Source organism: Mitsuaria sp. GD03876 (assembly GCF_029840635.1).
GTDB lineage: Bacteria > Pseudomonadota > Gammaproteobacteria > Burkholderiales > Burkholderiaceae_C > Roseateles.
In genome coordinates this window covers 1-15,012 of the sequence record NZ_JAOCCU010000039.1, presented here as the reverse complement: position 1 = coordinate 15,012, position 15,012 = coordinate 1, and the positions used below count along the sequence as shown (strand labels likewise).

Below are 15,012 nucleotides of genomic sequence, written 5' to 3'. Positions count from 1 at the left end.
GAGGAGCGAATTCTTCTGGGCGCGCATCATCGCATCGATGCGTGACGGCTAGACGTAGACCGGCGCCGGCTGCCGGCGGCACGACAACATCGCCTCGTGGCTGACGTACGTCCACGACAGCACGACGAAGGTCTGGCTGTCCATCTCCAGGATGTACTGGCACTTGTTGAAGTGGCTGTAGATCATCACCCGGCGATGTCCGTCGTCGCTGACCAGCTTCCGGGACGACGCGTTCAGCGCCAGCCGCGACTCCCCCACGTACACGCCGATCATCGCGTTGAGCTGCGGCTCGATCGAGAAGGTCGTGGCGCAGCCCGCCGACGCGGCGATCCAGGCCGCGACGACGAACCGGCGCCCGATCGGTGTCACCGCTTGTGCCCCTTGGTCACGATCGGCAGCGTGTGGCTCTGCTCGATGATCGGCCCGGCCGCCAGCGGCGCCGCCAGCATCAGGCTCGTCGTGTAGTTCGTCGCGAAGTCCACCCACTTGTCCCAGCCCAGGTAATGGTTGGCCTTGAATGCATTGCCGATCATGCCCTCCCCGTTGAGCACCTGCTCCGGCGTCAGGACATACCACCAGTAGGAGTTGGCCTTGTCGTGCGGCCCCGCGAAGGACTCCAGCACCATGTCCGTGACGCTGCCATTCGAGTAGGGGATGCCGAAGACCGACCCCGGCCCCGCCTGCCAGCACCCCAGGACACTGCATTTCCCGTACTTCTCGTCGGGTGACGCCAGGTCGTACACGCGGCCGCCCGCGAGCTTGAACTTGTCGCCGAACATGCCGCGGCTCAGGGTGTCCCCGCCGTCGTTGTTGCCGTTGATGCGCGACTGCTCGATCATTTCCTGGCGCAGCGTGTAGTTGATGTAGGACATCGCCGAGGTCAGCGCGCCCGAGCGCAGGCCGTCCCAGAAGCTGCCGCCCTGCACCGCGCTGCCCACGCCGCTGGCGACCGCGGTGGCCGCCACGCGCGACACCGAATACCCCGAGCCGAACGCCGCGCCCACGCCACCGGTCACCGCGCCGGCGACCCCGGCCCGCAGCGCCTTGCCCACGTTGCCCTCGGTCGCCACCAGCGCGCCGGCGAAGCCGCCGGCCGCGCCGGCCACCGCCCCCGCGGTCCAGGAACTCATCGCCGACGCGTACGCCGACGCATACGCATGCTCGAACGCCAGGAACGCGCCCTGCGCCGTGCTGCTGCTGGCCGCGGCGGCCGTCGCGGCCTGGTAACCCGAGGTCGCCGCGACATTCGCGCCGTACTGCTCCAGCGCCCACTGGCCGGTGTAGTACGCCACCACCACGATGATCACCGTGCGGATGATCTTGTTGTTCCAGATCTTCTTCCAGAGCTTGGACAGGAAGGAGTACCCCGACGGATCGGTGCACACCAGCGGGCTGTTGTAGCAATAGCCGTAGCGGTCGTAGTTCTGCAGGTTCAGCATGTCCTGCACGAACGGATCGACCTGCATCATCCGACCCAGCGTCGGGTCGTACAGCCGCCCGTTCATGTGGACGATGCCGAAGTCGTCCAGGTGCTCATGGCCGGTGAAGCCACGGTCGGTGCCGGGTCCGCCGTCCGTGCGCCAATCCACCACCAGGTTGCCGTAGGGGTCGTAGCGGCTGTCGGTGTAGCGGCGCTTGCCGAAGGGGTCGTAGGCATAGCGCGCGGTGACGTTGCCGGCGTGGTCCGTCGTCGCGATCAGGCTGCCGAGCTGGTCCTTGTGCCAGTACTCCAGCTTGCGCGCGGCGACCGATCCCGCCACCGGCGGCGCCGTCGCCGCCGCGTCCAGAACCGGCAGCGCGCCCGCGGTCACCAGCACGCCGATCACCTGGCCGCCGGCGTTGAGGTAGTGCCGGTTGCTCGGCGTGCCGTCGGCGGCGACCTCGCGCTCGAAGCTCAGGCCGCCCGCGTTGTCCGGATGCAGGTACCAGGTGACCCGGCCGGCCTTGGTCTCCTTGATCCGCTGATGGCCGTCGTCATATTTCCAGCTGCTCGCCGGGCCGGCGCCCGAGATCGCGTCGGCCATGTTGAAGCTGGTGTAGCTCACCGTCCGCCACTTGCCGCCGCTCGCGGACGTGGCGTTGCCGTTGAGGTCGTAGCCGAAGTTCTGGCCCTGGTTCTGGACGCCCAGCACCGCATGCGGCCGGCCGTTGGCGACGCCCTGCGCGCCGTAGCTGTAGTTGCCGACGTCGCTCTTGGACAGCAGCAGGCCCAGCGCGTTGTACTGCAGCGAGACCGTCCGCCCTCCGCCGCCGCCGGACACCGCATAGGCGGTCAGCCGTCCCAGCGCGTCGTACGCGAAGCCGTCGGACACCTCCACCACGCCGGTGTCGCCGATGCGGTCCAGGCGGCTGGTCAGCAGGCCCACGCTGTCCCAGACATAGGACTGGTTGACCACCGAATTGGCCGCGCCCGGCCCGGCGGTCAATCCGGTGACGCGCCCGGTCTGGCTGTCGAAGAGCCCGCGCGTGGCCACGCCGTTGCCGTAGGTCGCCTGTTCCTGGCGGCCCCAGGCGTTGAACGCGTTGGCGGTCCACAGCACCGTGCCCGCCGCCAGCGTGGCCCCGTTCATCACCGCCTGCGTGTCCAGCTTCACCGTGTTGAGGAAGCCGCGCGCGGTGTACTCGTAGCGCAGCGTCACGCCGGTCGGATAGGTCTGCGTGAGCACGCGGCCGGCGGCGTCGTAGCTGACCGCCGTCGCCGCGCTGAGCTCGCCCGCGACGTCGGTCCGCTGGCTCGCCACGCGGCCCACGCCGTCATACGTGATGCGGCGGCTCACGCCGTGGCTGGTGCTGCTCTGGCAGAGCTTGCCGTTGCCCTTGGCGCAGCTGTCGTAGACCCAGGCGCTGGTGTACTCCGGCTCCGCGCGGCTCACCATCCGTCCGAGCGCGTCGTAGGCGAAGGTCGTCCACCCCGCCACCGCCGGCGCGGTGCCGGCCGAGGCCACGGCCGGGCATCCCTGCGGCGCATGACCGCCGCGCATCGCGGACGTCTGCTGCGCCTTCAGCTGACCCAGCGCGTCGTAGCAGTAGACGGTCACGCCGCCGTCCGGATCGTTGATCGAGACCTTGCGGCCGCCGGTGTCGTACTCGACCACGATGCGGTTGTTCAACGGATCGCGGGTGACGACCAGGTTGCCGAAGGCGTCGTACTGCTGCAGCACCTGGGCGCCCATCGCGTCGGTGCTGCGCACGATCTGGCCGTCCAGGCCCTTCTCGTCGATGCGTTGCCGGCCCTTGTCGTCGATGGCGGTGACCCGGTTGCCGTCGAAGGCGAAGCTGGTGCGCGCCATCTGCCGCGATCCGCGCCCCGGCACGCCCACGGTGCCGCCGTTGCCGCCGGCCTGCTGCGCCGTCGCCGGTTCGGCGGTGTGCACCGTCACCGCGCGGCCCAGCGCGTCGTACTCGGTCATCGTCAGCCCGTAGGCGCCGCCGCCGGTGATGGACGCGCCCGTGGCCAGGAAATACGGCTGCGTCGAGGTCACCGCCACGCCGAACGCGTTGTAGTCGGTGTCCTGCACGACCAGCCGCGACGTGCCCGCGAAGGCGCCGCCGTCGAAGCCTTCCGCCACCGTCCGGATCTTGCGGCCCGCGCGGTCGTAATAGATGCGCCCGAAGCCCGACACCGCGGTGCCGCCCACGCGCGTCACCGTGTGTTCGTAGCGCACCGCGTCGGCGGGCTCCTCGCCCGCCTGCGGCGACGGGATCGCGGGCGAGCTGCCGTTGTGGCAACCGGCGCTGTTGAGCGGCGCGTTGCCGGTGGTGGCCGCCACCAGGCCGCCCGCGCCGGGGTCGTAGACCTTGGTCCAGCAGTAGTAGACAGCGGTCGCGGTGCCGTCCTGGCGGGTCTCGAGCACCTTGCGGCCGAGCTCGTCGAGGGTCCACGACGTCGCCACGCCGTTGGGCCCGGTCATCTGCGTGGCCACGCCGAACCTCGGGTCGTAGACCCGCGTCTCGGGATGGCCGAGCGCGTTGGCGGCCGACGTCGAAAACGCGCCCAGCGGCACGACGACATTGGGCACGCCCGCGACGGTCAGCGTCTGCGTGCCGTAGTCGGCGGTGGAGCCCCGCGCGGGAAACTGCGCCAGCGTCGACGCGCCGGCGCAGCTCGAGGTGGTCTTGGCCGTGCGGTTGCCGAAGGCGTCGCTGTAGGCGTAGGTCGTCGTCGCGCACAGGTTGGGCTGGTCCGGCTCGACCGTCTCGCTCTCGAGCAGCCCGTTGGCCTTGTAGGTGAAGGCGCTGGTGCGGATGTAGCTGTAGGGGTCCGCCTGGGCGGCGGTCATGCCCGCCAGGGCGATCGCGGCGAGCGCCGCCGAGCGCCAGGCGCCACGGCCGCCCTCGGACCGTCCGGACATCGCGAGCCGAAGTGCACGCATGTTTGCTCTCCCTGGTCCGACGCCGTCGGACATGTGGTTCTTGTCGAGGTTCCGTCGGGGGGCGCGTCGCGCGCTCAGTCGTCCAGCAGCAGTTGCAGGATGGCCGAGAGCACCGCCGGATTCGCCGGCGGGTTGACCGCCTGGCTGCCGCTGGTGGCCGTGGCCGTCGGCGAGCTGCCGGCGCTCGCGGTCAGCGTGTCGACGAGCCTCGGCACCGCGTTGGCCACCGTCGCGCGGCTGAGCCGGCCCAGGATCCAGTTGTCGCCCGAGATCTTGTTGGCGCAACCCGCCGAGTCCGGCGCGCAGTAGGTGTTGGTGCTCGTGCGCGTCGCGGTCTGGCCGGGCAGGCCGGCGACCGAGCCCGAGGTCGTCGCCACGACCTGGGTCGCGTCGCCGAAGTCGTTGTAGTCGCTGACCGTCGTGACCACCGGCAGCGCGGTGCCGTTCAGGTCCCAGCCCGATTCGATGCTGCGCCGCAGGTAGGGCCGCGTGACCTTGGCGGCCGTCGCGCAGGGCGCGTCGATCGTGGCCGAGTCCGGATTCGCCCCCGACGTGCGGTCGCAGTAGAAGTTCTCCGTCTGGCTGAGCAGCGCGGCATTGGGGCTGCCCCAGCCGCCGCGCCGGGTCTGCGTGCGCTTGGCCACGCCCGCGTAGGGCTCGGCGAGCAGGAAGTCCGTCCAGATGCTCACCGGCTCGCCGTTGGCCGCCGGGTTCTGCTGCACCGTGCGGCGGAAGCCCAGCAGCCCGCGGCCGTCCACCGCGGCCTTCATGCCGAGGTAGCCGAACTCCGTCCGCACCGTCTGCGCGCCGGCGCCCGACTCCTGGTCGAGCGACGCGACGATCTGCCCGGCCATCATCACGTCGGCCAGCGGGTACTGCGCGCGGTCGGGCGTCCCGGCGTCGTTGACGACGCGACCGCTGCCCATCGGCTCGTAGTTCACCGTCGTCTTCAGCCCCGTCGGCGAGATGAAGCTCACCAGCCGGTCGGGCGTCGCGGTGTCGGACAGGACGAACAGCTTGTTCTTCTTGCTCAGGTCGCTCAGGTCCGGCGCGTTGCGCGAGATCCGCAGGAACTCCACCGAGCCCAGCCCGCGGAAGTCGCCCATCAGCAGGTCGTAGGTCCCGTCGCTCTGGCCCAGGATCATCGAGTTCATCTCGCCCAGCGCGCTCATCGGCGCCTCGCCGAAGGTGCCGTCGCCGTTGGACAGGTACAGCCGGTTCAGCGCGGCGTTGTCGTGCCAGCGGATCAGGTCGTCGCGGCCGTCGCCGTTGACGTCGGTCGCGTAGACGCCGAAGTTCTGGCCCACCACGTTCTTGCCGTTGCTGCCCAGTTCCTGGCCCGCGGCGCGGAGGTTGAAGTTGGACACGCCGCCGGAGTAGCTCGCGTACGCCACCGTCAGCTGGTTGCCGGTCGCGGTGATGGCCGCCTTCAGGCAGTCGGCGCGGCCGTCGCCGTTGAAGTCCAGCGGCGTGGTGCAGGTGTCGTCGCCGAGGTAGCCGCCGTCGCTGAAGTTGCCGCGGCCGTCCGAGACCCAGTTGCGATAGTTGCCCGGCGCGCCGGCGGCGAAGAGGTCGGACAGCCCGTCGCCATTGGTGTCCCGGACGAAGGACCAGGAGTTCAAGCCACCGAACCGGCCCGGGTCCGAATACAGCGGCGTGTTGTCGACGTTGGACGGCGTCAGCGCGAAGCGGCCGTCCGGTTGCGCCAGGTAGACCTTGGTGCAGCCCGCGCAGCCGGGCATGACGTCGGGCGGCATGTAGTCCTCGAGCGGATCGGTCGGGTACTTCGCCTGCAGGACCGTCGTCACGATGTCCAGGCGCCCGTCGCCGTTGACGTCCATGAAGTAGTAGGTGGCGCCGTCGGACCAGCCGCGGCCGGTGCGCGGCGTGTCGTTGCAGATCACCGCCAGCGCCAACGCGACGTCGTGCATGCCCGGGGCCGTGCCCGCCGACGCGACGGCGCCGCAGTAGTCGCGCGTCTCGATGTTGGACACCTGGCGCTTGAACGCGATCTGCGCGTTGCCGGTGTCCAGCAGCTGCTGGACGGCGAAGGTCCCGCCGCCCTGGTTGATCAGGAACTCGGCGCGCGGCGTCTGGCCGCACGAGCCGCCGCTCGCGTTGCGGTCGTTGAACACGCGGACGATGTCCACGAGCCCGTCGCCGTTGGCGTCCGCCACCGTCGACGACACGCAGCCGTCCGCGCGGTTCAGCGCGCCCGCCGAGGTCAGCGAGGTCGTCACGCCGCTGAAGCCGCCGTCGCCGTTGCTCTGCAGCAGCTGCGTCTCGCCGGCGTTCTCGGCCCAGCGGATCAGGTCGGTGCGGCCGTCGCCGTTGAAGTCCCCCGCCATCACGCCGTACTTGCTGTCCATCGAGGAGAGCTTGGTCGACGCCAGGTTGAAGCTGGTCGACGCCACCCGGTAGGCGCTGCCGGGGGCGTAGTTGAAGCGCGCCGGCGGCATGCAGCGCGTGCCGGCCTGATCGACGCACTCGGCGATCGCCACCACGCGCGCGCGGCCGGTCAGGCCGCCGTTGGCGTAATCGATCCGCACCCGCTTGACGAAGACGCCGCCCGTGGGCGTGACGCCATCGGGCACGAGCTCGGCCGCCGGCGCGTTGACGTAGGTGTCGATCGCGTCGAGCCGGCGCCGGCTGATGTTCTTGGCGCCCTGCTGGTAGGACTCGGCCGCGTCCAGCAGCCGCTCGCTGTAGCGGAACACCACCTTGTTGCGGGGGCGCTGGGCGCCGTTGCCGGTGTACTGGATCTCCTTGACGTTCCACTCCCGGCCGATGCCCGCGCCGCCCCAGATCTTGCTGCCCCAGGCGACCTCGCGGTTCTCGTACTTGAAGTCGATGTAGTTGCCGACGGCATCGCTGATGCGCGCGACGGCCCACACCATCGCCGCCGTCTTGCCCTGCGCGAGCACCGAGGCCTGGGTGTTGGCATCGGCCGCCGGGGAGTTGCCGTACTCGTAGACCTGGCCGGACTTGGTCCACACCTTGAAGTGCTGCGGGCCGTTGGCCGTGTCGCTGCCGGTGGTGCCGTAGGCGCGCACCCGCACGAAGCTGTCCTTCTCGGTGCGGTACTCCCGCCAGCCGCTGGACAGGCCCCGGGCGTCGTCGACCTGCGGGAACGCGACGACGTTGCCCGCCGCGTCCGTCTGGATCAGCCGCTGGCCGTCGAGGCACAGCTTGTCGGCCGGGCCGAACACCACGCCCTGCGGCTGCCCGTCGGTGTAGCGCGTGCCGGGACAGCGCGTGATCGTCGAGATGCCCTGCAGCGACCAGCCATGTCCCACCGGACCGTTGAGCCCGCCGCCGGCGTACATGAGGCTCAGGTTGGGCTGCATGCCGCCGATGCCGGGCGGCACGGTGATCGCCTGCCCGTACGCGGGGTTGCCGGAACTCGAGACGCTGACCTGCGCGAGCGCGCCGGTCGCGGCGAGGACGCTCGACAAGGCGCCAGCCAGCGCCAGCCCGACGCGCCGAGGCGCGCTTGCCATCCGATCCATGTGATCCCTCCCTGGGAGCGGGCCGCGCGGGGAAGCGCCGGCTCGATCGCCTCCTCGCGCAACTGCGGACGCTTGGGGAGGCGGATGGCGGATCCTAGGCCGACGGGATCCCGGCGGTATTAGGGAACCCTCCTCCCCCTGACGGGGGACACCGATCAAATCGCCATCCAGCGGTGCCAGTCGTTGCCAAAATCCGCGCCGGATTTTTCAAACACGACACCCCAGGGAGTTCTCATGAAACGCGCATTGATCCGTTCCACCCTCGCCGCGCTGGCGCTCGGCGCCACGCTGCATGCCCCGCTGGCGCAGGCCGGCGTCCACTGCACCGAACGCGTGAGCATGGCCATCCTGCACAGCAACGGCGGCATCTTCTTCCAGACCGACAACACCTGCAGCAACGGCTGGTGCCAGATCAACTGGGGCACGCCGGAGAAGAACAAGAACGCCCTGGCGATGATGCTGTCGGCCAAGCTGGCCGACCGGCCGCTGACCTTCTACTGGCCCACGCTGGACAACTGCAGCGCGAAGAATGCGGTCTACGGGTCGCCCGACTACATGGTGCTGTATTGATCGGCAGCGGCGCGCGGGCCGGCTCCGGCCCCGCGCCGCTCACGACCAGGTCGACCGGATCACCGCCTGGCGCCGCGTGCCCGACGCCTCGGCGCGCACCAGCGACCAGCGCTGCACCGTCTCGCCCTCGTTGAGCAACTCCAGATAGGCGAGCAACGCCTTGTAGTCGTCGAACTCCAGCGTCACGTCGGCGCCGCCGCGCGCGGCGTTGAGTTCGATGCCGGTCACCCGGACGCCGTCGACGGCCACCGTCTCCAACGCGCGCAACACCGGCTGCATCGGGAAGGCCGCCGTGCGGGCGACGGTCAACGCATCGCGCGCGTAGCTCGGCGGCACCGCCGACGCGGCCGCTCGGTCAGCCCGCTCGCGCAGCGTGGCCTGCAGCCGCGCCGTCTCCTGGGCATCGCGCGCGGTCGCCGCGGCCAGGTCCTGCCGCCGCTCCCACGCCCGCCAGGCACCGACGCCCAGCCCCGCGGTCACCAGCGCGCAGGCCACGGCCCAGGCGGTCAAGGCCGCCAGCGGCCGTCGCGCGGGCGCGAACTCCACCTTCAGCGCCCTCATGCCGAGGCCTCCTTGCTGAATGGCAATGCCTCGGCCACGCCCTGGCCTGGCAAGGCGCCGCCCTCGAATTCGACGAGCGACACCGACTCCGCCGGCCAGTCATGCGTGACCAGCGCGCGGTTGAGCACCGCATCCGCCGGCTCGCCGTCGAGCGTGTAGGTCTGCGCCACGCGATACGTGTCGCCCTCGGCCAGCAGCAGCACCAGCGCCTCGCTGTCGGCGACGGCCAGGCCGTGCCGGCCGCCAGCCGCCCCCGCAGCCGGCGACGGCGATGCAGTGGCTGACGCTGACGCGGCGCGCGCCGCGTCGATCGCCATCGCCCACCACGGCCGCACGCTCTCCAGGCGACGTCCGGCCAGCGATTCCAGCCCACGCAACCACGCCGCGTCGATCGCGACCGCCAGGCGCGGCGACGCCTGACCGGCATCCAGCCACACCGGGCTGTCGGACGGCAGGCCGGTCGACTCCTCGACCAGCGAGGCCGCGATCGCGGCCCAGTCGGCCTCGCCGGTGACGCCCTCGACCTCCGGCAGCAGGTAGGGCCGGCACACCGCGCCGCTGACCGCGACACGCAGCCGCGTGCCGGCCGGCACGTCCTTCCAGCCGGCCGCCAGCGCGGCCAGCGCGGCCTCGCGGCCGTCCACGCGCGCCGACGCCATCAACACCCCGCCCTGCGCCAGGCGCACCGCGCCCTCGCCGGCATAGGCGATCGCCGTCCGCACCCCCGCGCGCCTACCAGCCCACCACACGCTTGATCTCCTCGGAACTCGTCTCGCGCCGGCTCACCATGTCGGCGCCCAGCTGCGACAGCGTCCTCACGCCCTGCCGGTACACATGCTCCCGCAACGCCGACACCGGCGCCCCGGTCGTGACCAGGTCGCGGAAGCCGTCGTCGATCGTGTGCACCTCCGCGATCACGCGCCGGCCCTTGTAGCCGGTGCCCGCGCAGGCATCGCAGCCGACCGCCCGCGGCATCGTCTCCGGCCGCGGATGGCCGGTGTCGAGGAACCACTGCTGCTCGCGCGCCACCGCCGGCCGGTCGGCCACGCAGTGCGGGCACAGGCAGCGCACCAGCCGCTGCACGATCACGCCGTTGAGCGCGGCCATGAAGCCGAACATGTCCAGGTCGAAGTGCTTGAAACGCCCGGTCACGTCGAACACGCTGTTGGCATGCACCGTCGTCAGCACCTGGTGGCCGGTCAGCGCGGACTGCACCGCGATCTCCGCCGTCTCCGCGTCGCGGATCTCGCCGACCAGGATGCGGTCCGGGTCATGCCGCAGGATCGCGCGCAGGCCCTTGGCGAAGGTCAGGCCCTTGCGCTCGTTCACCGGCACCTGCAGCACGCCGGCGAGCTCGTACTCGACCGGGTCCTCGATGGTGACGATCTTCTCGATGCCGTTGTTGACCTCCGACAGCGCCGCGTAGACCGTCGTCGTCTTGCCGCTGCCGGTCGGCCCCGTGACCAGCAGCATGCCGTGCGGCAGCCCGGCCAGCTCGCGGATCATCGCGGCGCCCGCGGCGTCGAAGCCCAGCAGGTCCAGCGACACCTGGTCCGCCGGATCGCGCAGCTGCGCCTTGTCCAGCAGCCGCAGCACCGCGTCCTCGCCGAACACGCTCGGGATCACCGACACCCGCAGGTCCAGCTCGCCCACGCCCAGCGCGACGCGGAAGCGGCCGTCCTGCGGCAGCCGGCGCTCGGTGATGTCGAGCTGCGCCAGCACCTTGATGCGGGAGATCGCCTCCTCCGCCTGCCGCGTGCCTTCCATCCGGCCATGCGGCATCAGCACGCCGTCGCGGCGCAGCCGCACCGTCACGCCCTGACGGTCGCATTCGAAGTGGATGTCGCTGGCGCCGACCTCGTAGGCGCGGCGCAGCGCCTGGTCGACGAAGGCCACCACCGGCCCCTCCGGCGCGTCGCTCCCGGCCTCGCCGGCGGGCGCGGCGGTCGCGCCGCACCACTCGTCGAGCTGCGCGCGCGTCGCCGCGATCGCGGGCACGCGCCGGCCCATTGCCTGCGCGGCGCGGCGCAGCGCGTTGTCGTCCCAGGGGTCGGCCATCGCCAGGCGCAGCCGGTCGGCGTCGCCGTCCAGGCGCACCGGCACCGCGCGCAGCTGCCGCGCCAGCGCCGCGCCGGACGCGCCGAGCAACGCCAGGTCAGGCACCGCGCGCTGGCCGGCCGCCAGCATCTCCATGCCGCCGGTCTCGCGCAGCAGCGCGCCCAGGCGGTCGCGCCACGCGGCGTCGCGCAGCAGGTGGTCGAGCACGGACTCGGCGCCGGCCGGGGCGGCCTGGCGCCGCGCGGCCTGCAGCGCGGCGCGGAAGTCCTGGCGGGGATCGGCGGTCATCGGCGGAGGTCTCTCATCGGAAGTCGGGGGATCGGCGCTCAGCGGATGCTGCTGGCGATGTCGAAGATCGGCAGGTACATCAGCACCACGATGCTGCCCACCAGCAGCGACACGAGCAGCAGCATCAGCGGCTCGACGATGCGCGTGGCGCGGTCCATGAACGCCGCGAAGCTGCCGGCATGCCGCTCGGCGATGGTCTGCAGCACGCGCTCGAAGTTGCCGGAGCGCTCGCCCACCGCGAGCAGGCGCTGCGTCACCGTGTCGGTCAGGCCGGATTCGGAGAAGGCGGTGGACACGCGCACGCCGCGCGTCAGCGCGGCCCGGGCGGTGCGCATCGACTCGTCCATCGCCTCGCCCAGCGCCAGGCCCTCGCAGCGCAGCAGCGTCTCGTCCAGCGTGTAGCCGCCGCGGAACATCACCGTCATCGAGTGGTACAGCTTGGCCAGCCGGAACTCGCGCAGCGCGCGCCGTACCGGCGGGATGACGCCCGCGGCGCGCATCGCCGCGCGCTGGATCGCGCCCTGGCGCCAGGCCACCACGCCGAGCGCCACCAGCGCCGCGGCCGCGGCCAGGATGCCGACGCGGTGTTCCCGCACGAAGCCGCTGGCGACCGTCAGCAGGTGGGTGGACCAGCTCATCTCGCCATGCAGGTCGGCGTACATCGAGGAGAAGCGCGGCAGCACGACCACGATCAGGAAGCCGCTGACCAGCAGGCCCAGGCCCAGCACCAGGCTCGGGTAGATCGCGGCGCTGACGACCTTCTTGCGCAGCGTCTCGACCATCTCGTGGTACCGCAGGTACTCCGACAGCGCCTCGGCCAGCGAGCTGCTGCGCTCGCTGGCGCGCACGCTGGCCACCAGCACCATCGGGAAGCGGCCCAGCGCCTCCATCGCCACCGACAGCGCCTTGCCGCGATGCAGCTGCGCCAGCAGCGCGGACTGCAGCTCGGCGCGCGCGCGGTCCTCGCCGGACTGCGCCTGCAGCGTCTCGATCGCCTCCACCACCGTCATCCCCGCCACCAGCAGCGTGCGCAGCTCCTGGCACCACCAGGCGATGTCGAGCGCGCGCGCGCGGGCCCCGGCCGCGCCGCTTCCCTCGCCCTCGGCGCGCAGGCCGGCGGGCTCGCGCACCGGCTCGGCGGCCAGCACCTTGCGGCCGTCGGGCAGGCGCGCGCCGAGCGACTCGCGCGACGGCGCCTCCATCAGCTCCTCGCTGACGGTCATGCGCACGGGATCGAGCAGGCGGACGCGAAGCTTCATGCCGGTCGGGGACGTCGTGATCGGAAGCGGCGGGACGGCGGCCTCAGAGCTGGATGTCGGCGTCGTCGCCGGTGCCGCCGGCCACGCGGTCGCGGCCGAAGCTGAACAGCTCGTAGTCCTTGCCCGGCACCTGCGAGGGCAGCTTGTACTGGTAGGGCATGCCCCACGGGTCGTTGGGCAGCTCGCCCTTCAGGTAGGGACCGCGCCAGCGCGGGTCGTTGACGTCGCTGCGCACCAGCGCGGTCAGGCCCTCGGTCGCGTCGGGATAGCGGCCCATGTCGATGCGGTAGGCCTGCAGCGCCTTGTCGATCGCGTCGAGCTGCGCCTTGGCCGTCGTCACCTCGGAGCGCGAGATCTGGCTCAGGAAACGCGGGCCGACGATGCCGGTCAGCAGGCCGATGATCAGGATCACCACCAGCAGTTCCAGCAGCGTGAAGCCGCGGACGCGCCGGGCGGCGCGGGCAGGACGAAGGGAGGGAGCGATGTGCTTCATGTTGCTCAGGTCTCTCATTTCTCGGAGTCCACGACGAACTTCCAATCCGAATAACGCCGGGCCGGCGCCAGCAGCAGCCCCGGGCGGCGCACCGCGGCGTCGATCAGCGGCTCGTCCTCGCTGAGGCTGTAGACGCCGCGCACGCGGCCGTCGTCGCCGCGCACCACGCCCCACTGGCCGGTGCCGCCGACCGGGTCGGGATAGAGCCGGCGCAGGTGGCGCACGGTGCCGACGAAGCGCTGGTCCATCAGCAGCTCCTCCAGCTCCTGCGGCAGCCGCTTGTCGGTGCCGGGCGAGCTGCGCCGGTAACGCTCCAGCGCCTGCACGTACAGCGTGCCGATGCGCAGCAGCTGCTGTTCCTTCTCGCGGCGGGACTCGTTGGCCCAGGACTGCGCGGTCACCGACAGCGCCATCGACGCCAGCGCGATCAGCACCAGCACCGCGACCAGGCCGTAGCCGCGTTCACCACGACGCATAGCTGCTCCCGTCCGGGGCGATCTCGCGCGCGCCGCTGCGCACGTCGGAGACGCCCTCGCCTTCGGCCTCGCCGGCGCGCGGCGGCACCGCCACCCAGGTGTCCGCGCGCTGCGTCACCGGGTCGAGCGGGATCGCGCGCAGGTAGCGGCGCTCGACCAGTTCCGGCAGCTCCTTCGGATAGCGGCCCTGGTCGCCGTAGAACTTGTCGATCGCGTCGCGCATCGTCTGCAGGTTGTGGCGCAGCGCGACGTCGCGGGCGCGGTCCACATGCTGCACGTAGCGCGGCGCGGCCACGCTGAGCAGCAGCGCCAGCGCGGCCAGCACCACCAGCAGCTCGATGACGGTGAAGCCGCGCGCCGCGCCACGACGGCGCGCGACGGGTCGGGCGCCCGAGGCGGCGGCGCTCGGGCAACGGGCTTCGGCGTGGGGCGCGGCGCGGGGCATCACGGTCCTCACCATTGCTTCAGCGGCACGCCGTTGAGGCCCTTGGCCGGCGAGTTGGAGTGCACGTCGTAGACCTCGGCGCCGGGTTGCGGGTTGTCCGCGTCGGACTGGTAGCCGCGCAGGCCCCAGGTCTGCTCGGCCGGGACGCCTGGCTCGCCGAACGGATCGCGCGGCACGCGGCGCAGGAAACGGATCGTCTGGCCCTGGCGATCGGCGCGCGCGTCGGCCACCTCCAGCGTCAGCTCCTTCAAGGTCGCGGGATACGGCGGCCGGTCGCTCGGCCCGAGCACCGCGCCGCTTTCGCGCGCGACGCGGTAGGCGTCCAGCGCGTCGCGGATCTCCCAGAGCGCGCGCTTGAGCTCGCGCTCCTTCTCGCGCTGCGCCGTCATCTCCGCCATCGGCAAGGCCAGCGAGGCCAGGAAACCGAGGATCGCCAGGCACACCAGCAGCTCGATCAGCGTGAAGCCGCCGGCGCCGCGCCGGAACGCGCGCGCGCCGTCGCCGCCGCGCGCAAGGCGCGGTCGGGCAACGGGCACGCGGCGCGTCGTCATGGTCACTTCACCTCGATGACGGCGGGCGCCGGCAGCGTCGGGCGATCGCCGTTGGGTTCGAGCGAGACCGGCTGTGCCGTGCCGACGCGCACCTCGGCGCGGCCGGCGGCCGTGGTCTTGAAGCGCAGCTTGAAGACGCTGCCGGCGTTGTCGCCGGGCGTCGCGGTGGCCTGGTTGCGCAGCACGCTCAGGTTCAGGCGGCCGGGCTCGACGCGCTTGCTGAAGCTCGTCACCGCGCCGCCCTTGCGGAAGTACTCGTCCTCCTCGGCATCGACCAGCGTCAGCTTGTCGGCGCTGTACTGCAGCTCCGTCATGAGGCCGCGCAGGTTGGCGTCGCGCAGGTCCAGTCGGACCTCGACCGTGTCGCCGACCTTGGCCTGCGCGGGCGCGGCGAGGGACAGCGAGGGCATCTTGCGCGTCGGGAAATCG

13 protein-coding genes are annotated in these 15,012 nt (G+C 71.7%); 1 reads left to right on the top strand and 12 read right to left on the bottom strand.

All coding sequences use genetic code 11. The annotated features are described in order from the left end of the window. Positions 1-48 precede the first annotated feature (48 nt). From N5D62_RS21365 to N5D62_RS21355, 3 genes are all read right to left on the bottom strand, one after another. Entirely contained in the window at positions 49-369 is a 321-nt protein-coding gene (locus tag N5D62_RS21365; RefSeq protein WP_279759910.1) for a hypothetical protein, read from the bottom strand. Next, positions 366-4,373 carry an RHS repeat-associated core domain-containing protein gene (locus N5D62_RS21360; protein ID WP_279759909.1) on the bottom strand — a complete coding sequence of 1,336 codons (4,008 nt, stop codon included), beginning with the start codon at positions 4,371-4,373 and terminating at the stop codon, positions 366-368. Before N5D62_RS21360 ends, N5D62_RS21365 begins: the two co-directional genes overlap by 4 nt. Before the next feature lie 74 nt (positions 4,374-4,447). Further along, positions 4,448-7,882, bottom strand: coding sequence for an FG-GAP-like repeat-containing protein (locus N5D62_RS21355; RefSeq protein WP_279759908.1), 3,435 nt, complete (start codon positions 7,880-7,882; stop codon positions 4,448-4,450). Positions 7,883-8,116: 234 nt separating this feature from the next. On the opposite strand from N5D62_RS21355, the gene N5D62_RS21350 reads away from it, so the two are divergent. Then, positions 8,117-8,452, top strand: coding sequence for a hypothetical protein (locus N5D62_RS21350; protein ID WP_279759907.1), 336 nt, complete (start codon positions 8,117-8,119; stop codon positions 8,450-8,452). Positions 8,453-8,491: 39 nt separating this feature from the next. Here N5D62_RS21350 and N5D62_RS21345 read toward each other — a convergent pair whose 3' ends face one another. The 9 genes from N5D62_RS21345 to N5D62_RS21305 form a co-directional block, all read right to left on the bottom strand. Continuing rightward, positions 8,492-9,013 (bottom strand): hypothetical protein, encoded by a 522-nt coding sequence (locus N5D62_RS21345; protein WP_279759906.1) that lies wholly within the window; start codon positions 9,011-9,013, stop codon positions 8,492-8,494. Next, positions 9,010-9,735 (bottom strand): hypothetical protein, encoded by a 726-nt coding sequence (locus N5D62_RS21340; protein WP_279759905.1) that lies wholly within the window; start codon positions 9,733-9,735, stop codon positions 9,010-9,012. Before N5D62_RS21340 ends, N5D62_RS21345 begins: the two co-directional genes overlap by 4 nt. A 10-nt stretch (positions 9,736-9,745) precedes the next feature. Further along, positions 9,746-11,359 (bottom strand): GspE/PulE family protein, encoded by a 1,614-nt coding sequence (locus tag N5D62_RS21335; RefSeq protein ID WP_279759904.1) that lies wholly within the window; start codon positions 11,357-11,359, stop codon positions 9,746-9,748. A 38-nt stretch (positions 11,360-11,397) separates the two neighbouring features. Continuing rightward, entirely contained in the window at positions 11,398-12,618 is a 1,221-nt protein-coding gene (locus N5D62_RS21330; protein ID WP_279759903.1) for a type II secretion system F family protein, read from the bottom strand. Between the two features lie 43 nt (positions 12,619-12,661). Continuing rightward, on the bottom strand, positions 12,662-13,111 hold the full coding sequence (gene gspG, locus N5D62_RS21325; protein WP_279759902.1) for a type II secretion system major pseudopilin GspG: 450 nt from the start codon (positions 13,109-13,111) through the stop codon (positions 12,662-12,664). A gap of 14 nt (positions 13,112-13,125) precedes the next feature. Next, on the bottom strand, positions 13,126-13,587 hold the full coding sequence (locus N5D62_RS21320; protein ID WP_279759901.1) for a type II secretion system protein: 462 nt from the start codon (positions 13,585-13,587) through the stop codon (positions 13,126-13,128). Next, positions 13,574-14,032, bottom strand: coding sequence for a prepilin-type N-terminal cleavage/methylation domain-containing protein (locus N5D62_RS21315; protein WP_279759900.1), 459 nt, complete (start codon positions 14,030-14,032; stop codon positions 13,574-13,576). Before N5D62_RS21315 ends, N5D62_RS21320 begins: the two co-directional genes overlap by 14 nt. 8 nt (positions 14,033-14,040) lie before the next feature. After that, complete coding sequence (locus N5D62_RS21310) at positions 14,041-14,583, bottom strand: type II secretion system protein (protein ID WP_279759899.1); 543 nt, start codon at positions 14,581-14,583, stop codon at positions 14,041-14,043. Positions 14,584-14,585: 2 nt separating this feature from the next. Then, the coding region (locus N5D62_RS21305) for a cohesin domain-containing protein (RefSeq protein WP_279759898.1) at positions 14,586-15,012 on the bottom strand (427 nt) is incomplete at its 5' end.